Raw genomic sequence first — 20,084 nt, forward strand, 5'->3', positions numbered from 1 at the left:
GATGGCGTACCGGTTCGTCGTTCGCGTCGGGACGGCATTAATTTCCGCGTCGACGCTGCCTCCCAATTCGTGTTGAATTAACTGAAATTCTATCTAGTTAATTATAAGTAAATTATAAGTCTCGGTTCGCCGTTGATTCACGTGTCATGTGGCCGACTAGCACGCGCCGAAGGAACGGACGAGAGGCGATCACGGAGAATCATGCCACTGTATGAGATCCTCGGGATGGGACTGCTGTTCGTCGGCGGCGTCCTCTTCGTCAACGGGATGTGGCTCCTGGGCTACGGGTCGAACAGGGACGTCGCGACGTTCAACCTCCTCACCGGATTGATAACGTTCCTGATAGTCCTCTGGTGGGGGTTCGGCGGCGACGCCTCGGACGGGACGCCGTTCAACGCCGCCGGCACCATGCTGTTTTCCTTCACGTACCTCTGGATCGCGGCGAACGCCTACCGCGGCATCGAGGACCAGCGATCCTTCGGGTGGTACTGCGCCTTCGTCGCGTTGACGGCGCTCCCGACGGCGTATCTGGTCTTCCTCACCGGGGACGTCGGCCTCACCGGTCTGTGGCTCCTGTGGGCGGTGCTCTGGGCCGCCTTCTTCGTCCTCCTCGGACTGGAGCGCGACGACCTCACCGATCCGGTCGGTGGCTTCACCGCCGTCACCGGCGTCGTCACCGCCATCGGCGGCTATCTGATGGCTGCGGGCTTCTGGCCCTGGGCCTGAACTCCGTTTTCCCCTCCCCTCTCCGAAATTGAATACAGTGACATGTCGGTCTGATTTGTTACAATAGGATTAAGTGTGTTTGAGTTACATTTGTTCGTGGGTTCAGGACCCCTGATACCAATGCCCGAAGTAAAATTCGAAGTCGACGTGGACAGTCCGCCCGACGAACAACCCGGTGCCAACCCGTTCAACCGGTGGCACCCCGACATCCCCGCAGTGGTCGAAGTCGACGACGGTGACACCGCGCGCCTCGAAGCCCTCGACTGGACCGGCGGTCAGATCACCGACAGCGACGACCCCAACGAGGTGCGCGACGTCGACCTGAATCAGGTGCACTATCTGGCCGGCCCCGTACACGTCAACGGGGCCGAACCCGGCGACCTCCTGAAGGTCGAGTTCCTCGACATGGGGCCGCTCAACGGCCGCTCGGAGTTCGGCTTCACCGGCACCTTCTCCCAGCAGAACGGCGGGGGCTTCCTCACCGACCACTTCCCAACCGCCGCCAAGTCCATCTGGGACCTCGACGGCTACACGGTCTCCTCCCGACACGTCCCCGACGTACGCTACGAGGGGAAGATCCACCCCGGCCTCGCCGGCTGTGCCCCGAGCCAGGAACTCTTAGCGGAGTGGAACGAGCGCGAACAGGCGCTCATCGACAAGTTCGAGGAGGACCCCGAATCGATCCAGAACCACCCGACCGGCAGAGAGGAACCCGGCGTCGCCAACCCCCCGACCAGGGACGGCGCCCAGATGGGCGAGATGGACCCCGACGCGGCCGAGGAGGCCGCCGAGGAGGCCGCCCGCACGGTGCCGCCGCGCGAACACGGCGGCAACCACGACATCAAGGACCTCTCCATCGGGTCGACGGTCTACTTCCCCGTCTACGTCGAGGGCGGCAAGTTCGGCATCGGCGACTTCCACGCCTCGCAGGGGGACGGCGAAATCACCTTCTGTGGCGCCATCGAGATGGCCGCCTACGTCGACCTGAAGTTCGAAGTCGTCAAGAACGGGATGGAGGACCACGGCGTCACCCACCCCATCTTCGAACCGGGCCACCGCGGCCCGAACTTCGAGGACTACGTCACCTTCTGTGGCTACTCCGTCACCGAGGACGGCGAACAACACTACATCGACTCCCACACCGCCTACCGGCGCGCGTGTCTCCAGGCCATCGACTACCTGAAGAAGTTCGGCTACACGGGCCAACAGGCCCTCCACATCCTCGGAACCGTCCCGGTCGAGGGCCGCCAGAGCGGCGTCGTCGACGTGCCGAACGCCTGCTCGACGCTCGCGCTCCCCACGGGGGCCTTCGAGTTCGACATCTCGCCGGGCAGTCTCGGCAACGCCGAGGACCGCGGCGACCTCCTCGTCACCGACGAACCGCTCGGCTGATCCCGCCGCTCCCCCTGTTATCCGTCGTCGACCGCGTCGCGCACCGCCGCGGTGAGGGCGTGCACGTCGGACCCGTCGTCGGGGGCGCGGTCGTGGTACCGCGCCGCACCTTCGAGCGCGAGTCGAACCACGTCGTTCGTGTCCAGGATCGGCTCCCCCGCGCGGTCGTTCAGGTCGTCCCGAACGGCACTCAACACCTCCCGGGTGTGCGTCGAGAGCGTCACCGAGACGCTGACCGCGTGGGGAGTCTCCTCGTGGAACTGCCGGACCGTCCGGGCGGCGTCGTCACGGTCGTCCATGTCCGCCCAGTCGCGCGGGATCGACTAATGTATTTCTGCGTAGGTGACGGGAAAACGAGGGTGGGGACCGACGCGACCGAAGGCCGCGTCCTGCCGGGTGACCGGCGGGCGGGGTCGCGACGTCGGGGCGGGCCCGTCGTCGGCGGCAGTTCTCAGTTGCTCTTCTCGGTTTCGGCGCTCGTCTCGGTCGACTCCTCGGCCGACACGCCCGAGGATTCGGATCCGGTCGACACGCCCGACGACTCGGAGCCGGACGACTCGCTGCCCTCCTGCAGTTCCTCTTCGATCTCCTCGCGACCGCGCTTGAACTCACCCATCGCCTGACCGGTCGACCGGGCCAGCTTGGGAATCTTGTTCGCCCCGAACAGCAAGACGAGGACGAAGAGGACGATGAGTAGCTCCGGCCCGCCGGGCAACCCGGGAAACAGTGGAACGATTGAGTCGTACATCACTACCTCTGGGTAGCCGATTCGCGATTATAGGCTTTTTGGACCGTCCACCCCCCGGGGGCGCCCCCCGATGCGATCCGAACCACCCGACTGCGGGCGATCAGCGACCGCAGTCGACAGTATAATGTCCGCCACCGCCGAACGGACGGTATGGTCGACATCGGCGACGCGGCACCCGATTTTACCGTTCCGCTCGCGAACGGCGACGTGGAGTCGTTCACCCTCTCCGAACACCTGGACGAGGCACCCATCGTTCTCGCCTTCTTCCCCGCGGCGTTCACCAGCACCTGCACGACGGAGATGTGTACGTTCCGTGACCGTCTGGCCAACTTCGAGGACGTCGGCGCGACGGTGTACGGCATCAGCGTCGACCTCCCCTACACGCTCAACGAGTTCCGCCGGGAGAACGACCTGAACTTCGGCCTCCTCAGCGACGAGCGCCGCGAACTGATCGACGCCTACGGCGTCACGGACACGTTCTCGCCGGTCGACATGCGGGTCGCCCAGCGTGCGGTGTTCGTCGTCGACGGCGACGGGACGATTACCTACCGGTGGGTCGGCGACGACCCGAAGCAGGAACCCGACTACGAGGCGGTTCGCGAGGCGGCGGCCGACGCCTCGGCCTGAGCCTCGGTCGGCGCGCTTTTTCCCTGCCGGGGTCAACGGGGTCGTATGGACGACGACGACCCCGACGGCCGGAAGTACGACCCCGACGCCCCGCACGCCTACCCCGACGAGAAGCTGAACCGGATCCTCCCGGCCGTCGTCGAGGACCCCGAGGTGCGAACCTACCTCGACGCCCAGAACGTCAACGCCGTCACGCGCAAGGGGTACAACGACCACGGCCCGAAACACATCGAGATCGTTCGGAACCGTGCCCTCCGCCTGTACGAACTCCTGAAGCGCGCCGGCGTGGCGTTCAACGGCGCGACGGATCAGGGGCTGAGCGAGGCCGACGAACCGGTCATCGTCGCCCTCGCGGCGACCCTCCACGACGTGGGTCACGTCGTCCACCGCGACCGACACGCCTACTACTCCATCCCGCTGGCCTCGGACCTGCTCGATCGACTCCTCCCCGAGTTCTACGACACGGAGGAGGCGGTGCGGGTGAAAGCCGAGACGCTGCACGCCATCCTCTGTCACCACACCGAGGAGGATCCGTTGACCCGCGAGGCGGGCGTCATCCGCGTCGCCGACGCCCTCGACATGGAGCGGGGGCGCTCGCGCATCCCCTACGAGAAGGGCGGGCGCGGCATCAACACCCTGTCGAGTCGGGCGATCCGGAACGTCACGCTGGAGGAGGGCGACGACGCGGCGGTGCTGGTCGAAATCGAGATGGTGAACGCCGCGGGCGTCTACCAGGTCGACAACCTGCTGAAGGCGAAACTCCGGGACTCGACCCTGGAGGATCACGTCCGCATCGTCGCCATCAACACGAAAGAGGAGAGCGGGCTGGTCGAACGGATCGAACTCTAGTCGGAGACGACCGCCTCGTCGACGCCGCCGAGTTCGAGCGAGCCACCGAGCGTGCGGTTCGGGTAGGGGATGTTGATGTCCGCCTCGTCGAAGCGCTCCTTGACGGCGGTGACGTACTCGCCGCGGGTCTTGACGAAGTCCGACCGGCTGGGGTCGTCGATCCAGACCCGCGAGGTGAGCACGACCGACGAGTCGCCGAGTTCGGTCAGCCGGACGGAGGGAGCGGGGTCGTCGAGGACGTCCGGGTGGGCGTTGGCTTCCTCGAGGATGATCTCGTTGGCCCGCTCGATGTCGTCGTCGTACCCGATGCCGAACGGTACCTGGAGGCGAAGCTGGCCCTTCGCGACGGGGTTCTTGATGACGCCGTCGGTGAGGTGGGAGTTGGGGACGGTCAGCAGTTCGTTGTCGAAGGTGCGCACCCGCGTGACGCGAAAGCTGATGTCCTCGACGATGCCCGAGTTGCCGTCCCACTCGATCCAGTCGCCGATCTTGAAGGGTTTGTCGGTGAAGATGAAGACGCCGGCGACGAAGTTGGCGATGACGTCCTGCATGGCGAAGCCGATGGCGAGCGTCGCGGCCGCCGCGACGGTCGCCAGCGACTGCAGGAAGTCGCCGTAGCCCGCGAACCCGAAGGCGACGGCGACCCCGACGAACACCACCAAAAGCAGCGTGAGCTTCCGGAGCGGCTTCCGGGCGTGTTTCTCCAGCCCCCGGGAGTCGAGCACCCGGTCCACCAGCGGGATGATCGCCGCCCGCCCGACCACGTAGACGACGGCGAGGACGACGACGAAGACGATGGCCGAGCCGATGGCGTCGGCGTACGGCACGCCGCTCTCCGAGAGGAAGCGCGCGATGGCGCCGCTCTGGAGCGCCACGCCGGTCATCGGTGAAGCACGGCGGTGTTACCCCGCGTCTCGACGACGGCCGCGTCCGTCCGGTCGGCGAGGGTCGCCGCCAGCGTCTCCACGTCGGTCCCCCCCTGTGCCGACCGCAGGAACTTCACCTTCACCAGCTCCTCATTTATCAACTGATCGTCACATTCGTCGACCACGGGGTCGACGCCCCCCTTCCCGACCCAGACCGTCACGTCGAGGTCGTGGGCCCGTTTGCGCAGCGCTTGCGTATCCATACCCGTCACTGGCACCGAATCGGTTTGAAAGTTTATATCAACGACAGGCCGTCACAGGGAGCTACTCGTAGGGGTAGCGGGCCGTCGCGCCGCAGTCACACCTGACGACCACGTGCCCCTCCTGCAACCGGACGCGCGCGTTCCGCCCGGGGCGGAGGTAGGCGTCACAGGCGTCGCAGGTGAACCGGCGGACGGTTCGGGGGAGGGTGAGGCGGTTGCGCTCGGCGATGCGGCGGGCGCGGCGGACGTACTTCCGGGCCCGGTCGGGGTCGCCCGCGGCGACCGCCTCGTCCGCGAGCGCCACCAGTCGGTCGATCCGCTCCTCCGCGATGCCCATACCCGAACCCGGCCGGGAGGCAAGAAAGGCCTTCCGACAGCGTGAAGAGCGTCACCGCGCAATCGCCGCCCGTGCGGGTGTTGAACTACCTCGAACTGGAGAGCCGACTCGACCGGAGCGGGATCGGAACCGCCGCCGACCAGCAGCGCGCGGCGCTGGCGACGACCGACGTGTCGGTGCTCACCTCGCCGTGGACGGGCGGCTCGCCGCCACGGGCCGTCGGGTCGGCGCTCCGAGGGAACGGGGCCTTCCGCGAGTACGACGTCGCCCACTGCAACATGATCGGCCCCGGGACGGTCGCGGTGGCCAGACACGCCGAGCGGACGGGGACGCCGCTGGTCCTCCACGCCCACGTCACCCGGGAGGACTTCGCCGAGAGCTTCCGGGGGTCGACCCACCTCGCCGGCCCCCTCGGCCGCTACCTCCGGTGGTTCTACTCGCAGGCCGACCTCGTCCTCTGCCCGAGCGAGTACACGAAGCGCATCCTCGAGTCCTACCCGGTCGAGGCGCCGATCCGGCCGATCACCAACGGCGTCGACACGGCGTCGCTCGCGGGGTTCGAGGCCCTCCGCGAGGAGTACCGCGACCGCTTCGACCTGGACGGCCTCGTCGCCTTCTCCGTCGGCAACGTCTTCGAGCGCAAGGGCCTCACCACGTTCTGTCGGCTGGCTCAGGAGACCGACTACGAGTTCGCGTGGTTCGGTCCCTACGACTCCGGGCCCCAGGCCTCGGAGGCGGTGCGTCGCTGGACGTCGAACCCCCCCGAGAACGTCACCTTCACCGGCTGGGTGGACGACAAGCGCGGCGCCTTCGCGGCCGGCGACGTCTACCTGTTCCCCACGAAGGCGGAGAACCAGGGCATCGCCGTCCTCGAGGCGATGGCCTGTGGCAAGCCGGTCGTCCTGCGGGACATCCCCGTCTTCGAGGAGTTCTACACCCACGGCCACGACTGCCTGAAATGCGAGACGCGGGCCGAGTTTCGGGCGGCGCTGGACCGGCTGGCGAGCGATCCGGACCTGCGCGACCGACTCGGCGAGAACGCGACGGCGACGGCCGCCGAGCACTCGCTGGAGCGGGTGGGCGAGAGACTGGTCGACGCCTACCGGGCAGTGGGCGGCCGGCCGGACGCGGGGGCGGGCGACGAAGTCACAAGCGATTAACCCCTCCTCGCCGAATCGCCGCCAATGCGTTCGGTCGCCGCCTTCACCGACACCTACCTGCCGACGGTCAACGGGGTCACGTACACCGTCCAGGCGTGGCGTGACTGCTGGACCGACCGCGGCGGCCGCATGGACGTGGTGTACCCGCGAACCGACGGCTACGCCGCCCGCGCCGGCGAGTACCCGGTTCGGAGCCTGCCGTTCCCCTTCTATCCCGGCTTCAGGCTGGGCGTGCCGGTGATCCCGCGCCGCGTCCGCGACGTCGACGTCGTCCACGCCCACACGCCCTTCGCCATCGGCATCGCGGGCCTCCGACTCGCCCGCCGGCGCGACCGCCCGCTCGTCGCCTCGTATCACACCCCGACCGCGGAGTACGCCGACTACGTCGCCCCCGGCGAGGCGGTCGAGGCGCTGGTCGAGCGGGCGAGCAAGGGGTACGAGCGGTGGTTCTTCGACCGGGCGGACGCCGTCGTCGCGCCGAGCGAGGCGACGGCGACCCACCTCACCGACGAGGTTGGCGTCTCGACGCCGGTGACCGTCGTCCCGAACGGCATCGACACCGAGCGCTTCCGCCCGGTCGACCCCGGCGACTTCCTGGCCCGTCACGGCCTCGACGACGCGGGGACGCTGCTCGGCTACACCGGGCGCCACGGCTACGAGAAGCGCCTGCGCGACGCCGTCGACGCCGCGGCGGCGCTCGACGTGACGCTCGTCTTCGGCGGGGACGGCCCGGCCCGCGAGGACCTCGAAACCCGGGCGGCCGAGCGCGGGGTCGACGCCCGCTTTCTCGGCTTCCTCGACCGCGAGGAGCTCCCCGCGTTCTACAGCGCCCTCGACGCCTTCGTCTTCCCGAGCCCCATCGAGACGCAGGGGCTCGTCGCCCTGGAGGCCAACGCCTGCGGGACGCCCGTCGTGGGCGCGAACGACGGCGCCCTCGCGGACACCGTCGTCGAGGGGGAGACGGGGTACCACTTCGAGACGGGCGACGTCGACGGGCTCCGGGCGTCGATACGGCGGACGCTCGCGGAGCGCGACGAACTCGGGGTGCGGTGTCTTGCCCGGCGTGACCGGCACGGCGTCGACCGGGCGGTCGACCGCCTGGCGGACGTGTACGACCGAGTGAGCTAGAGCGTCAGTCGTCTTCGAGCGCCTGCGCGATCCGCTGGAGCTGTCGGGTCGCGTCGCGGACCTCGTCCCGGAGCTGTCGGACCTCGCGCACGAGTTCCTCGTTGCCGCCGGACTCCTCCTCGGCGCCGCGGCCGGGGCCGCCACCCATGCCGGGCGGGCCGCCACCCATGCCGCCGCCCATGCCGCCGGGACCGCCGCCGCCCATCATGCCGCTCATCATCTGTGCGAAGGGGTTGCCGCCGGGGCCGCCCTCGCCGCCCATCATCTCCTCGGGGTCGGGGCGCTCGCCCTCCTCGCGCTCCTCGGCGCGCCGCTCGCGGATCTCCTCGACCCGCTCGCGGAAGGACTTCTCCTCGCCCTCCTCGCTTTCGCCACCCGCTGTCTCGGACTCGTCGGCGGTGTCGTCGTCTGCCATGCCACGGGGTTCGAAACCCACGCCGAAAAGGGTTGCCGTCTATCCGAACGCGCCGAGACTCGACTGCAGGCGGCGGTCGGTGCCGTCGGGCGTCACCTCGTAGCCGACCAGGTCCCGCAGGTCGACCGCGTACGTGCTTCCGGCGTGATCCAGCACCAGCAGGCGGCCCTTGGTCCCGCGAACCCGGCCGGTGGCGACCGTCTCGGCGACCGGCCGCTCCGAGAGGTCGAGGCCGTAGTCGAACGCGAAGCGGTCGCGGGGGTCGAACCCCGACAGCAGGTCGTCCCACGCCGCCTCGTCGACCGACTGACCGAGCCCCGCGCGCTTGGTCGGCGCCCGCACCCGGTCCGGAATCCCGGCGGCCAGTTCCGCCTCGATTTCGCGGGCGATCCGCCCGTTCGAGACGGTGCGGAGGTGGGCGCCACGGTCCGCCCCCTGTTCGCGGAGGCGGGTCTCCAGGCGCCACGCCTTCGTGACGCCAACCTTGAACGTGTCGGGGGCGAAGGCTGCCAGATAGACCGCGTGGTCGTCGAAACAGTCCATCTCGTCTTTGAGACAGGTGCCCGTACACCGGGCACAGACCCACGTCGAGGTGTGGGCCGGACAGTGGGGCGCGTCGGGGTCGTCACAGGAGCGGTGACCGTCGTCGGTGACGACGCCCGCGCAGTGGCGGTCGTCGAGGCGGTAGGTCAGGTCCGTTCCGGGGTCGAGAGGGACGTACTCGACGGGGCGGGGCGGGGCGTCGTCGAGGGCGTCGTCCCCGTCGCTCACGAGGATGCCGCCGTCGGTCGCGTCGTAGCCGACGATCTGCACACGACCCCTTCGGGGGCGGCGAGTAAAGGCGTGTCTCTCCGACGACGGCGACGGTACCGGCGACGGCACCGGCGACGGCGGGCGGTCCCCGGTGTGGCCGTTCCGAAAGCCGTTACCCCCTCGACCCCCTCCCGTCGGGTATGCAGGACGCCCCCGAGGTGGTCGTGTTGCGACTGGGCCACCGGCCCGGCCGCGACGACCGCATGACGACACACGTGGCCCTGACGGCGCGGGCGCTCGGCGCCGACCGGGCGGTCCTCGTCGGCGACGCCTCGCAGGCAGGCGAGACGGTGGCCGACATCACCGACCGCTTCGGCGGCCCCTTCGACGTGACGGTGACCGACTCCTACCGGCCGCTCCTCCGGGAGTGGGAGGGGACGGTCGTCCACCTGACGATGTACGGCGAACCCGTCGCGGACGTGATCGCGCCGATCCGGGACCGCCATCGCGAAGCGCCACTGCTCGTCGTCGTCGGCGCCGGAAAGGTCGACTTCGAGGTGTACGACCGCGCCGACTGGAACGTGGGCGTGACGAACCAGCCCCACTCCGAGGTGGCGGCGCTGGCGGTGTTTCTCGACCGCCTGTTCGAGGGGCGGGAACTCGACCGCGAGTGGGAGGACGCCGAGCGGCGGGTGGTCCCGCAGGCGACGGGCAAGCGCGTCGAGGAGGTCGACGACTAGAGCCGTTCGGCCGCGGCGTCGACGTCGTGACCGGCGAGGACGCCCGTCTCCTCCAGCAGGTGGTACGCCGCCGTGTGGACGACGAAGGCGGCGACGAGGCCGTTCAGCGCCGCGCCGCCGGGGCCGGGCAACGGTGCCGGGGCGGGGACGCCGGGGACGACCTGTCCGGCGGTGAGGACGGCGACGACGACGCCGACGGCGTAGGCGAGGACCGCGATCCAGCGGACCCCGGTGAAGTCGACGTCCTCCATCCGCGGCACGCTCAGCCGCCAGCACAGCAGGAAGTCGGCGATGATGACGCCGCCGAGGGGCGGGACGTACTGCCCGAGCGTCGACAGCCAGGGGATGAGCAGGCTCTCGGCGCCGGCGAGTGCGAGCAGGATGCCGACCGTCCCGCCGACCAGCACGAAGGGGCGCTTGCGGTCGAACTCGAACGCCTCGCTGCCGGCGACGCCGAAGGCGTAGGCGGCGTTGTCGTTCGTCGTCCAGATGTTGAGAATCAGGGCGATCAGGCCGATGGCCGCGAGCCCCTGTGCCGCGAGCACCTCGTAGAGGTCGCCGGCGGGCGTCACGTCGTAGACGGCGCCGCCGACGGCCCCGGAGAGAAAGAGGAAGCCGTTGCCGATCAGGAAGGCGACGAGGCCGGCCCAGAAGCCGACGCGGGTCGAGGACGCGAACCGCGCCCAGTTGGGCGCCTGCGTCCCGCCGCTGATGAACGTGCCGACGACGATGGTGACCGCGGCGGCGAATCCCATCTCCCCGCTGCCGCTCCCGGCGAACAGGCCGGAGAGGCCGCCGGCGTCCCCAACCGCGATGAACACGGAGAGCAGGCCGACGACGACCAGGATCGGGACGGCGATCAGGGAGAGTTTCTCCATGCCCTCGTAGCCGAAGTACGCCGTCGCGAGGTGGAGCACGCCCCAGAGGACGATGAGCGCGAGCGTGAACGTCGGCGAGTCGAGGCCGAAGAAGGTGGCCGTCGGGATGGCGACCATCGGGATGGTGACGCCGAACCAGCCGACCTGCGTGCCGCCGAGGAGGAGGTCGGCGAACTTCGCCCCCCACCGCCCGAAGCTGTACCGGGCGAGGAGGACGGTCGTCAGGCCGGCCTTGGCGGCGATGCCACACAGCGCCGCGACGTAGACGCCGAGGATGGCGTAGCCCACTGCGGTCGCCGTGAGCATGGGACCGAATCCCATCGCCGCCCCGACTTCGGCGCCGGACCACAGCGTCCCGGCGAAGAAGACGAAGCCGAGCAACACCGCGGAGATACTCACGAGGCCTTTGCGTTCGTCCCGAGGGACGTGATCGATGGGGTAGTCCGGATCGGGGAGGTCTTCGTCCCCGAACACGAACGTTCGCCACGCCGACGATTCGTCTTCCGTTGCCATTACCCGTTGTCGCACAGGTATTGTTGATAAAATTTGGCATTACGCGCACGTTCGTGCGAAACCGGGAGTGCGAAGGAATTTGTGTCGGCTCCCCCTCGGGGACGGGTATGTCCGAGTACATCGTCACCCGCGGGCGGACGCTCGCCGGCGGCATCGTCGACGTCGAAATCGAGGACGGGACGATCCGGCGTCTCGTCCCAGCGGGCGAGGGGGATCCGTCGTCGTTCCCGGCGGACCGCCGGTACGACGCCGACGGGCGGCTGGTGACGCCGCCGCTGATCGAACCCCACGTCCACCTCGACGCGACGGGGACCGCGGGCGACCCGACCTGGAACGAGAGCGGGACGCTCGCGGAGGGGATCGAGGTCTGGGCGGCGTACAAGGAGGACATCACCGTCGAGGACGTCCTCGACCGGGCGACCCGGACGGTCGAGTGGTACGCCGCCAACGGCGTCACCCGGATCCGGACCCACGCCGACACGACGGAGCCGTCGCTGACGACCGTCGAGGCGCTCCTCGAACTCCGCGAGCGAGTGGCGGACGTCGTCGACCTGCAGGTCGTCGCCTTCCCGCAGGACGGCATCCTCACCGACGAGTCCCACGAGGACCTGCTCCGCGAGGCCGTCGAGATGGGCGTCGACGCCGTCGGCGCCATCCCCCACAACGAACACACCCGCGAGGACGGCGTCGAGAGCGTGCGGACGGTCTGTGACCTGGCCGAACGGTACGACCGGCCGCTCGACCTCCACATCGACGAGACGGACGACCCGGGGTCGCGGTTCACCGAGGTGCTGGCGAGCGAGGCACTCAAGCGGGGGATCGGCGACCGCACGACCGCGAGCCACGCCACGGCGATGCACTCCTACAACAACGCGTACGCGGACAAGGTGATCTCGCTGCTCGCGGAGAGCGGGGTGGGCGTCGTGACGAACCCGCCGGACAACTCGGTGCTGCAGGGGAGCTACGACGACTACCCGCGCCGGCGCGGACACACCCGGATCGACGAACTCCACGAGGCGGGCGTCACCGTCGGCCTCGGCCACGACTCCGTCCTCGACCCGTGGTATCACTACGGGCAGGCCGACCCGCTCGACGCCGCCTTCGTCCTCCTCCACTACGCGCACATGGCGGGTCGCGACGACGTGTCCACCCTGTGGGAGATGCTGACCGCGGCCAACGCCGAAGTGTTCGGCGCGAGCGAGTACGGACTCCGGGAGGGTAACGAGGGGTCGCTCGTCGTGTACGACAGCCCCGACGGGTTCAACGCCCTGCGCACCCGCGCGCCCCGGACGCTCGTGCTCCGGGAGGGCGACGTCGTGGCGCGGACGGAGCCGTCGAGCGCGACGGTCCACCGCGCCGACGGGACGAGCGCGGTCGATTTCCACCGGTAGGTCGGGCACGGCGGGGCGGACACCGCTCGGCGTCCCCGTCGATCCACGGTCACTCAGGTGACGGCCCAGGGAAGGTCCTCCTCGTGGCTTCGGAGGAGTTCGAGCAGCGCGTCGATCTCGTCGAACCGCGGCCCGCGGCCGACGCGCCCAGTCTCGCTCTCCCACTCGACGTACCCCAGGTCGTCGAGCACCGGGAGGTGGTGGTGGACCAGCGAGAGGCGGTCCCGGTCGGCCGTCCCGAGGTCGGCCAGGTCGAGCGTCTCGGTCGCCGAGAGCGTCGTCAGGACGTCGCGTCGACGGTCGTGTTCCAGCGCTCGCAGACAGTCGTCGAGCGAACTGGACTGGAATCGGCGCGACACGGGATCAGACACCTCCGGAGCTGGACCGGGAGAGGCCGGGTGCGGGCCGGCCGATCCGAGGGCCGCCGCTCCCCGATATCTGACCGTCCGCGGTGACCGACCGACGCGGTGTGGATCCCGGGATCCGACTGGCGTGTCGACACATCACTACCCGAATGACGAGGTGAGAACGGAATAAAGACGGTGCCCACATGTGGGGATTCAATCCAGCAGGTGAGAACACAGCGTGCGCTGTGCCAGCCGCAGATGTTCGCTGACGGTCCACCGAGAGAGGCCGAGTTCGTCGGCCAGTTCCGAGAGGTTACATTTCCGGTCCCGGTCGAAGTAGCCGTGGCGATAGGCGGCCTCCAGCATCTCGTACTGCCGGTCGGTCAACACGGACCGGACGCTCCCCGTGATCGGGTCGGTGGCGTCGGGGTCGGCGTCCCCCCACTCGACGGAGATCGTCGCGTTCGGATACCCCTCCTGGAGGGTCTCCCGAACGCTCCGGGCCGTCCCCGAGTCGGGGACGATCAGCGTCATCGTCGCCCCGTCGGTGGTCACCCGAAACGTGTGGAACCGGACGCCGAGTCGAACGAGTCGGCTCTCGGGGGTCTCGGTCCCCACGACGACGGCCGACTGCCCCTCGGAGGGGACGCCGTAGGGTTCGACCCCGTCGCAGCGGGCCGCCGCCGTCTCCGGATCGCACCCGTCGTCGCCGCGCAGGTAGTACACCGTCTCCCCCGACCGCGGGACGACCGACACGACGTCGAGCGGACCCCCAACGGCGTCGGGGAGCGCCAGTAGCGGCAGGCCGTCGGGGACGGCGACGGTGAGCGTGGCGGCGGTGTCGGACGCGAGCGCCCACCGCCACATGGCGGCGCTCAACGCGTAGCCGACGGCGTCCGCGTAATCGACGAGGACCTCCTCGCGCCACGGGACCAGGTACTCCGCGTCGGCGAGGTACACCGCGAGGACGCCGTGTTCGACGCCCTCGTGGGAGAGCGGCAGGGCGATGGCGGCCTGCAGACCGTGATCGGTCGCGACCGCCGCCCAGTCGCGGTTCCGCGACGCGATCGACGCCACGGAGACGGCCTCCTCCGACCGCAGCGCCCGAACGCCGGGGTCGGCCGTGGCGTCCAGGCCACCGACGGCGCGCAGGTCGTCGAGGTACTCGTCCGCGTAGGCCGACGCGCGCACGCTGGGGTCGCCGGCGTGGTCAGCCGTGCCGATCCACGCCATCTCGTATCGGCGCCCCTCGACGATACGGTCACAGAACGCGCGTTCGAGGTCGCTGCGGACGGATTGGGATTCGAGCGCGTCGAACACGTCGTAGAGCGCCCGGTCGCGTTCGTCGTATCTGGTGACGTCGATGCCGGCCGTGACGACCTCCTGGGGGGTGTCCGCGGAGTCGGGGGGAAGCGGAGCGACGTACGTTCCCCGCCGGAACTCCTCGTCGGCGAACTCGACGGAGAACTCGACGTACCGACGGGTGCCGGTCTCGATCACCTCGTCGAAGGCGTCGAGGAGCGCCTCCGTCGCCTCCGGATTGAGCACCTCGTCGAGACGCTTCCCGACCAAGTCCTTCGGCGATTCGGTACTCTTGACCTGTAGACTCGTGTATACGCCGGTGTACGTCCCCGCGCCGTCGGTGGCGTGGGTCGTCACCAGGATCGGGAGCGATCCGAGGAGTCGGCGGTGACGTTCGGCCATCGTGAGCGCCCGTTCCGTCGAAGCCGCCGGAGGCAGTAATGGATTGTCACTAGTTCCCAGGCGAACGCCGCGGCCGACAGCCGAGTCGCCGGCGTCGATCCGGTCGCGTTAAGTTAGCGTGAAGAGTGAGGCGTGCTGATTTCTAAGTTGTTCATGCCCGAAATCAGCCGCCTCAGCGATGGTAGCGACTGGATCGAATTAGATTTTGTGGAGCGTCAGCGGACACCCGAGTTCGCGATGCGGCTCGGTATTCAGATGCATGTGGCGGGATTATCACTTTCGAATACCATCTCGATTCTTGAAAGGTTGGGTGTCGAACGATCTCGAACGGCCGTTCACAACTGGGTGCAGAAGGCCGATCTACAGCCCGAAGGCGGTGCGAGCCCGAATCACGTTGCACTCGACGAAACTGTGATTCGAATCAACGATCAGCAATACTGGCTGTACGCCGCCATCGATCCTGAAACGAACACATTCCTTCATATCCGGCTCTTTAGCACGTATACGACCGGTCTAACCGAAATTTTCCTGAGCGAATTACGCGAGAAACACGATGTCGAAACCGCCGTGTTTCTCGTCGATGGCGCCAAACATCTCCAAACTGCTCTCAATCGACACGGCCTCGATTGCAGATACGAACTCCATGGCAATCGGAATGCTGTCGAACGTATCTTTAGAGAAGTAAAACGACGAACCTCTTCGTTTTCAAATACGTTTAGCCACGTGGAGCCGACGACCGCAGAATCGTGGCTCCAAGCCCTCGCCGTCTGGTGGAATCGATGCCAAAGTTAACGCGACCGTCGATCCCGTGCGAACCCTTTTGCCGGCCACACCCTAAGTCCCGCCATGGCCCCCGTCGTACTGCAGTCGATTCCCGGAATCGGACCGCTTCTCGTCGGCGTGCTCGTCCTGTTGCTCGCCATCGTCACCGTCTACCAGATGGTCGAGATCGTCGACGCGTACGAGAAGAAGGCGCTCACCGTGTTCGGGGAGTACCGCCGGCTGCTCGAACCGGGCATCACGTTCATCCCGCCGTTCGTCTCGCGGACGTACGCCTTCGACATGCGGACCCAGACCCTCGACGTGCCGCGCCAGGAGGCCATCACCCGCGACAACTCGCCGGTGACCGCCGACGCCGTCGTCTACATCAAGGTGATGGACGCGAAGAAGGCGTTCCTCGAAGTCGACGACTACAAGATGGCGGTGTCGAACCTCGCCCAGACGACGCTGCGAGCCGTCCTCGGCGACATGGAACTCGACGACACGCTGAACAAGCGCCAGGAGATCAACGCCCGCATCCGGAAGGAACTCGACGAACCGACCGACGAGTGGGGCGTCCGCGTCGAGAGCGTCGAGGTGCGGGAAGTGAACCCCTCGAAGGACGTCCAGCAGGCGATGGAGCAACAGACCTCCGCGGAGCGCCGCCGCCGGGCGATGATCCTCGAAGCCCAGGGCGAACGGCGGAGCGCCGTCGAGACGGCCCAGGGGGAAAAGCAGTCGAACATCATCCGCGCGCAGGGTGAGAAACAGAGCCAGATCCTCGAAGCCCAGGGTGACGCCATCTCGACGGTGCTGCGGGCGAAGTCGGCGGAGTCGATGGGTGAGCGTGCGGTCATCGACAAGGGGATGGAGACGCTCGAACGCATCGGTCAGGGCGAGTCCACCACCTTCGTCCTCCCGCAGGAACTCACGTCGCTGGTCGGCCGGTACGGCAAGCAGTTGACCGGGAGCGACGTGCAGGACTCGCAGGCGCTCGACTCGCTCGACTTCGACGAGGAGACCCGCGAACTGATCGGCCTCGACGACATCGAGGAGATCCTCGGCCAGATCGACGAGGCCGCGGAGATGGACATCGAGGAACTCGAACAGGAGGCCGAGGCGATCAAATCGGGGGCGGGCACGGACATCAAAAGCGCCGACGAGGTCGTTCAGGACGCCGATCAGGGCGCGGAGTTCGCGGGCGAAGAGCCGGAGACGGAGTCGAACGCCGAGTGAGACGGGACAGCGGTCGGCCGACCGCTCGGCCACGGAGACGGCGCGTTTCGTGACCTGCCTCGATCCCCATCATATCAAATCGTGCCAACATTTCGGAAGACGCGGCCGTCGTTTCGAGGGGGTCCGAATCGGGGGGAACTCGGCTCTCGGGGGAGTTTGGTACTTTTTGGCACGCCTAAAATATTAGATTTCTGATAATGTTTATCTGCATGGAGCGTCAAGTGGGACGGGATGAGCGCGAAAGAATCCATCCGTCGTGAGGCGGGCAGCGTCGAGGACAACGCCGTCCGCATCGATACCGGGAAGGCCGAACAGGTTATCGAGGCGCTGAACACCGACCTCGCGGCCACGTACGTCCTCTACCACCAGCTGAAAAAGCACCACTGGACCGTCGAGGGCGCGGAGTTCGGACAGCTCCACGACTGGTTCGGCGACGCGGCCGAGGAGGCCGAGGAGAACGCCGACGAAATCGCGGAGCGGGTCCAAGCGCTCGGTGGGGTGCCGATCAGCGGGCCGAGTGCGCTCGACGATCACTCCATCGTGGAGTTCGAGGGCGAGGACGTCTACGACGTGCGGACGGCGATGGAGAACGACATGGAGATGTACGGCGACATCATCGAGTCGGTGCGCGATCACGTCTCGCTCGCCGAGGACCTCGGCGACTACGCGACGGGCGAACTGCTCCGGGAGACCCTCGAGGACCTCGAAGAGGGCGCCCACGAGGCCGAGCACTTCCTCGAGGACGACACGCTCGTCTTGGCGGACGCGACCCACTGAGGGGGTAAGAACGATGGCGAAGAGACAGATCGGGCTGGTCAGGGAGCCGGACAGCGGCGACCGACGCCAAGCGTGGGGAACGATCGAGGAGACCGAACTCCGAATCGACCCCGACGACGCCGAAGTGATCGTCGACGCACTCAGCGTCGACCACGCCGGATCGTTCAACCTGTTTTACCTCCTGCGGAAACACTACTGGACGGCGGCGGGAGCAGAACACGACGAGGTCGCCGACTTCCTCGAAGCGGCGTACAAGCGCGTGCGGAGGATCAACGACGGCCTCGCGAGACGAATCGTCGAACTCGGCGGCATCCCGCCGAACACGCCGCCGACGATTCAGGAGCGGGCCGAGGTCCGTCTCGAAGCCGAGGACCTCTACGACCTCCGAGCGTCGCTGGAGGGGGATCTCGAGGCCTACGCGACGCTGGTCGCGAGCATGCGCGAACACGTCCGCCTCGTCGAGGGACGCGGGGACGACGGAACTGGGGAGCTACTGCGGACCCACCTCGAAGCGCTCGAGGCGGACGCCCACGACGTGGAACAGTTTCTCGAAGACGACACGCTCGTTCGAGCGGGGACGACCGAACGATGACGAGTACGCCACATCTCCGGAAACCCGAGGCGGACCACGTCCGACGGGAGTGGGATACGGTCGAGGAGACCGAGCTGCGGATCGACCGAGCATCGGCGGCACTGATCGTCGAAGCGTTGAATTCCGAGCTCTCCGGGCTCTACATCCTGTTCAACCAAGTCCGCAAACACCACTGGCTCGTCGAGGGCGCCGAATCGGACGACATCAGAACCTTCCTCCAAGAGGCCGCGGGCCGGCTGACCGACGTGACCGACGACATCGCGATCCGCGTCGACGCACTCGGCGGCGTGCCCGTCTGTGGCCCGATGGGAATCCGACAGCACGCACCCCTCTACATCGAAGCCCCGCACCACTACGACATCCGCTCCTCGCTCGACCGCGATCTCGACGGCTACGCGGCGCTCGCGGTGCAGATGCGTGAGCACATCGAACTGGTCGAGCGGGTGGGTGACGCCGCGACGGGGGAACTACTGCGCGAACACCTCAAGACGCTCGAATCGGACGCACACGTACTCGAGAGATATCTCGCCGACGATACGCTGGTCAAGCGTCGTTCGTCCGACTGATCGAACGCGACGAAGGGACCTACTCGAGGAGCGGGACCGTCGTATCGGTCGCGATCCAGCCATCGGTGTTTCCGGGTTCGGTCAGAACAGTCCGGTCCGAGGTGACCTCGTGGAGGTTCAGTCCGGGGGTGTCGTCGGCTGGACCGTCCGCCGACGGTTCGACACTCGTGGCATCGGATGGCTGGCTGCGGGGCGACATACCGACTCGATTTAGGCATACCTAAATTAAAAAGATTTGGGACGCGTTTGGCGACACGCTTTTGCCGAGGCGACACGACGGTACAGGTGGAAATGCCGGACGGGGACCGGGGGGTCGACACCGACAAGCGGGCTACGCTGCGACGCTTCGCCGCGCTGGGAGCGGCGACGCCGCTCGCCGGCCTGAGTGCCGGGGAGGCACGGGCGAAGACGGGGAGTACCGACGCCCGCGACGCCATCCTCGGCTACGTGAGCACGACGCCCGGTGCCCACTTCTCGAAGCTCCGCGACGACCTGAAACTCGGCACGGGGGAGACCCAACACCACCTCCGTCGACTGCTGGACGACGGCGCCATCGTCTCCCGTCGCGACGGCGACTACCGCCGTTTCTTCCTCGCGGATCGCTTCTCGACGTTCGAACAGGTGGCGCTGGGCTACTTGCGCCGCGAGACGCCCCGCGGAATGGTGTTGACGCTCCTTCGTCACCCCGACGCGACGGGCAGCGAGATAGCGAGCGCCCTCGACGTGTCGCGGGCGACGGTGAGCACGTACGCCTCACAGCTCGACGACGCGGGGCTGCTGGACCGGACGGACGGCTACGCCGTCGCCCGCCCGGAGACCGTCATCACGCTCGTGGTCCGCTACGCCGACTCCTTCGACGCCGAGACGCGAGCGTTCGCGGCCGACGCCGACTCCCTCGTCGCCTACGACCCCTGAACGTCGACTTTCCAGGTCGTCCCCGAGGAGTAGCCCCACTTCTCGACGCTCACGTCGAAGTCGCCGGTTCGGATGGCGGTCATGTTCGCCCCCACCTCCTTCGCGGTCATGCCGAGTTCCGACGCGATGAGCCGCGATTTGAAGTACGTCTTGCTGGCGGCTCGTTCGCGGAGGTACGCGAGGATGCGGCGCTGTTTGTCGGTGAGGTCGTTGCCCGCGGCACTCGTGCTCATATCACGGTGGAGGGACGACGCGGTAATAGGGGGTTTGGTACGCGCGGTTAACACCGCTCCGTCCGTCGATTAGCGCCGCAATACGGGAGTCGACCCGTCCCGAGAGCGGGCGGTGAGGTACGGTTACCTAACAGCCGTCCGGCGTCGTAGATACCGCCCGTACCCGCCG

General features: G+C 67.9%; 26 protein-coding genes. 14 read left to right on the top strand and 12 right to left on the bottom strand.

Features of this window, described 5'->3' with window-relative positions; translation table 11 throughout:
- Positions 1 to 201 precede the first annotated feature (201 nt).
- Both NBT67_RS07180 and fmdA read left to right on the top strand, forming a co-directional pair.
- A complete protein-coding gene (locus NBT67_RS07180) occupies positions 202 to 726 on the top strand; it encodes an AmiS/UreI family transporter (protein WP_251344162.1) in 525 nt (174 codons plus the stop codon).
- A 120-nt stretch (positions 727 to 846) separates the two neighbouring features.
- A complete protein-coding gene (fmdA, locus tag NBT67_RS07185) occupies positions 847 to 2,118 on the top strand; it encodes a formamidase (RefSeq protein WP_251344163.1) in 1,272 nt (423 codons plus the stop codon).
- Between the two features lie 17 nt (positions 2,119 to 2,135).
- Here fmdA and NBT67_RS07190 read toward each other — a convergent pair whose 3' ends face one another.
- Both NBT67_RS07190 and NBT67_RS07195 read right to left on the bottom strand, forming a co-directional pair.
- On the bottom strand, positions 2,136 to 2,417 hold the full coding sequence (locus NBT67_RS07190; protein ID WP_251344164.1) for a hypothetical protein: 282 nt from the start codon (positions 2,415 to 2,417) through the stop codon (positions 2,136 to 2,138).
- Between the two features lie 152 nt (positions 2,418 to 2,569).
- Complete coding sequence (locus tag NBT67_RS07195; RefSeq protein ID WP_251344165.1) at positions 2,570 to 2,866, bottom strand: Sec-independent protein translocase subunit TatA/TatB; 297 nt, start codon at positions 2,864 to 2,866, stop codon at positions 2,570 to 2,572.
- Between the two features lie 150 nt (positions 2,867 to 3,016).
- Here NBT67_RS07195 and NBT67_RS07200 point away from each other — a divergent pair, with 150 nt between their 5' ends.
- Together NBT67_RS07200 and NBT67_RS07205 are read left to right on the top strand one after the other, a co-directional pair.
- The gene (locus tag NBT67_RS07200) at positions 3,017 to 3,493 is read left to right on the top strand and encodes a redoxin domain-containing protein (RefSeq protein ID WP_251344166.1); all 477 of its coding nucleotides are present in this window, start codon (positions 3,017 to 3,019) and stop codon (positions 3,491 to 3,493) included.
- A gap of 45 nt (positions 3,494 to 3,538) precedes the next feature.
- On the top strand, positions 3,539 to 4,342 hold the full coding sequence (locus NBT67_RS07205) for an HD domain-containing protein (protein WP_251344167.1): 804 nt from the start codon (positions 3,539 to 3,541) through the stop codon (positions 4,340 to 4,342).
- On the opposite strand, the gene NBT67_RS07210 is transcribed toward NBT67_RS07205, so the two are convergent.
- The 3 genes from NBT67_RS07210 to NBT67_RS07220 all read right to left on the bottom strand — a co-directional run bounded on the left by NBT67_RS07210 (position 4,339) and on the right by NBT67_RS07220 (position 5,808).
- Positions 4,339 to 5,226 (bottom strand): mechanosensitive ion channel family protein, encoded by an 888-nt coding sequence (locus NBT67_RS07210; protein WP_251344168.1) that lies wholly within the window; start codon positions 5,224 to 5,226, stop codon positions 4,339 to 4,341. The genes NBT67_RS07205 and NBT67_RS07210 overlap by 4 nt on opposite strands.
- Entirely contained in the window at positions 5,223 to 5,471 is a 249-nt protein-coding gene (locus NBT67_RS07215; RefSeq protein WP_251344169.1) for a YhbY family RNA-binding protein, read from the bottom strand. Before NBT67_RS07215 ends, NBT67_RS07210 begins: the two co-directional genes overlap by 4 nt.
- 61 nt (positions 5,472 to 5,532) lie before the next feature.
- Positions 5,533 to 5,808: a ribonuclease P protein component 4 gene (locus NBT67_RS07220; RefSeq protein ID WP_251344170.1), complete on the bottom strand. Its 276-nt coding sequence runs from the start codon at positions 5,806 to 5,808 to the stop codon at positions 5,533 to 5,535.
- A 71-nt stretch (positions 5,809 to 5,879) separates the two neighbouring features.
- On the opposite strand from NBT67_RS07220, the gene NBT67_RS07225 reads away from it, so the two are divergent.
- Together NBT67_RS07225 and NBT67_RS07230 are read left to right on the top strand one after the other, a co-directional pair.
- A complete protein-coding gene (locus tag NBT67_RS07225) occupies positions 5,880 to 6,968 on the top strand; it encodes a glycosyltransferase family 4 protein (RefSeq protein WP_251344171.1) in 1,089 nt (362 codons plus the stop codon).
- Positions 6,969 to 6,992: 24 nt separating this feature from the next.
- Positions 6,993 to 8,096 (top strand): glycosyltransferase, encoded by a 1,104-nt coding sequence (locus NBT67_RS07230; RefSeq protein ID WP_251344172.1) that lies wholly within the window; start codon positions 6,993 to 6,995, stop codon positions 8,094 to 8,096.
- Positions 8,097 to 8,100: 4 nt separating this feature from the next.
- Here NBT67_RS07230 and NBT67_RS07235 read toward each other — a convergent pair whose 3' ends face one another.
- Positions 8,101 to 8,511 (bottom strand): hypothetical protein, encoded by a 411-nt coding sequence (locus NBT67_RS07235; RefSeq protein ID WP_251344173.1) that lies wholly within the window; start codon positions 8,509 to 8,511, stop codon positions 8,101 to 8,103.
- Positions 8,512 to 8,550: 39 nt separating this feature from the next.
- A complete protein-coding gene (locus NBT67_RS07240; RefSeq protein WP_425498909.1) occupies positions 8,551 to 9,324 on the bottom strand; it encodes a DUF2797 domain-containing protein in 774 nt (257 codons plus the stop codon).
- 140 nt (positions 9,325 to 9,464) lie between these two features.
- Between NBT67_RS07240 and NBT67_RS07245 the strand changes: the two genes are divergently transcribed.
- Positions 9,465 to 10,004, top strand: a complete 540-nt coding sequence (locus tag NBT67_RS07245) for a tRNA (cytidine(56)-2'-O)-methyltransferase (protein WP_251344174.1) — start codon at positions 9,465 to 9,467, stop codon at positions 10,002 to 10,004.
- On the opposite strand, the gene codB is transcribed toward NBT67_RS07245, so the two are convergent.
- Positions 10,001 to 11,395, bottom strand: coding sequence for a cytosine permease (gene codB / locus NBT67_RS07250; protein ID WP_251344175.1), 1,395 nt, complete (start codon positions 11,393 to 11,395; stop codon positions 10,001 to 10,003). The two genes, NBT67_RS07245 and codB, sit on opposite strands and share 4 nt — an antisense overlap.
- Positions 11,396 to 11,502: 107 nt before the next feature.
- Here codB and NBT67_RS07255 point away from each other — a divergent pair, with 107 nt between their 5' ends.
- The gene (locus tag NBT67_RS07255) at positions 11,503 to 12,786 is read left to right on the top strand and encodes a cytosine deaminase (protein ID WP_251344176.1); all 1,284 of its coding nucleotides are present in this window, start codon (positions 11,503 to 11,505) and stop codon (positions 12,784 to 12,786) included.
- Positions 12,787 to 12,839: 53 nt separating this feature from the next.
- Here the strand turns inward: NBT67_RS07255 and NBT67_RS07260 are convergent, their stop codons facing one another.
- Together NBT67_RS07260 and NBT67_RS07265 are read right to left on the bottom strand one after the other, a co-directional pair.
- The gene (locus tag NBT67_RS07260) at positions 12,840 to 13,145 is read right to left on the bottom strand and encodes a hypothetical protein (protein WP_251344177.1); all 306 of its coding nucleotides are present in this window, start codon (positions 13,143 to 13,145) and stop codon (positions 12,840 to 12,842) included.
- A gap of 201 nt (positions 13,146 to 13,346) precedes the next feature.
- Positions 13,347 to 14,837, bottom strand: coding sequence for a helix-turn-helix domain-containing protein (locus tag NBT67_RS07265; RefSeq protein ID WP_251344178.1), 1,491 nt, complete (start codon positions 14,835 to 14,837; stop codon positions 13,347 to 13,349).
- A 153-nt stretch (positions 14,838 to 14,990) separates the two neighbouring features.
- Here NBT67_RS07265 and NBT67_RS07270 point away from each other — a divergent pair, with 153 nt between their 5' ends.
- The 5 genes from NBT67_RS07270 to dpsA (NBT67_RS07290) all read left to right on the top strand — a co-directional run bounded on the left by NBT67_RS07270 (position 14,991) and on the right by dpsA (NBT67_RS07290) (position 18,767).
- Positions 14,991 to 15,629, top strand: coding sequence for an IS6 family transposase (locus NBT67_RS07270; RefSeq protein WP_251344179.1), 639 nt, complete (start codon positions 14,991 to 14,993; stop codon positions 15,627 to 15,629).
- A gap of 54 nt (positions 15,630 to 15,683) precedes the next feature.
- Positions 15,684 to 16,832, top strand: coding sequence for an SPFH domain-containing protein (locus tag NBT67_RS07275; protein ID WP_251344180.1), 1,149 nt, complete (start codon positions 15,684 to 15,686; stop codon positions 16,830 to 16,832).
- Between the two features lie 231 nt (positions 16,833 to 17,063).
- The gene (dpsA, locus tag NBT67_RS07280; protein ID WP_251344181.1) at positions 17,064 to 17,609 is read left to right on the top strand and encodes a DNA starvation/stationary phase protection protein DpsA; all 546 of its coding nucleotides are present in this window, start codon (positions 17,064 to 17,066) and stop codon (positions 17,607 to 17,609) included.
- A gap of 13 nt (positions 17,610 to 17,622) precedes the next feature.
- Positions 17,623 to 18,201, top strand: a complete 579-nt coding sequence (gene dpsA / locus NBT67_RS07285) for a DNA starvation/stationary phase protection protein DpsA (protein WP_251344182.1) — start codon at positions 17,623 to 17,625, stop codon at positions 18,199 to 18,201.
- On the top strand, positions 18,198 to 18,767 hold the full coding sequence (dpsA, locus tag NBT67_RS07290) for a DNA starvation/stationary phase protection protein DpsA (RefSeq protein WP_251344183.1): 570 nt from the start codon (positions 18,198 to 18,200) through the stop codon (positions 18,765 to 18,767). Before dpsA (NBT67_RS07285) ends, dpsA (NBT67_RS07290) begins: the two co-directional genes overlap by 4 nt.
- A 19-nt stretch (positions 18,768 to 18,786) precedes the next feature.
- Here the strand turns inward: dpsA (NBT67_RS07290) and NBT67_RS07295 are convergent, their stop codons facing one another.
- Complete coding sequence (locus NBT67_RS07295) at positions 18,787 to 18,966, bottom strand: hypothetical protein (RefSeq protein WP_251344184.1); 180 nt, start codon at positions 18,964 to 18,966, stop codon at positions 18,787 to 18,789.
- A 92-nt stretch (positions 18,967 to 19,058) separates the two neighbouring features.
- Here NBT67_RS07295 and NBT67_RS07300 point away from each other — a divergent pair, with 92 nt between their 5' ends.
- Positions 19,059 to 19,682, top strand: coding sequence for a winged helix-turn-helix transcriptional regulator (locus tag NBT67_RS07300; protein ID WP_251344185.1), 624 nt, complete (start codon positions 19,059 to 19,061; stop codon positions 19,680 to 19,682).
- Here NBT67_RS07300 and NBT67_RS07305 read toward each other — a convergent pair.
- Positions 19,670 to 19,915, bottom strand: coding sequence for a DUF7123 family protein (locus NBT67_RS07305; RefSeq protein WP_251344186.1), 246 nt, complete (start codon positions 19,913 to 19,915; stop codon positions 19,670 to 19,672). The genes NBT67_RS07300 and NBT67_RS07305 overlap by 13 nt on opposite strands.
- Positions 19,916 to 20,084: the final 169 nt, after the last annotated feature.

The organism is Haloplanus sp. GDY1 (assembly GCF_023703775.1).
In the GTDB taxonomy this organism is placed as follows: domain Archaea; phylum Halobacteriota; class Halobacteria; order Halobacteriales; family Haloferacaceae; genus Haloplanus; species Haloplanus halophilus.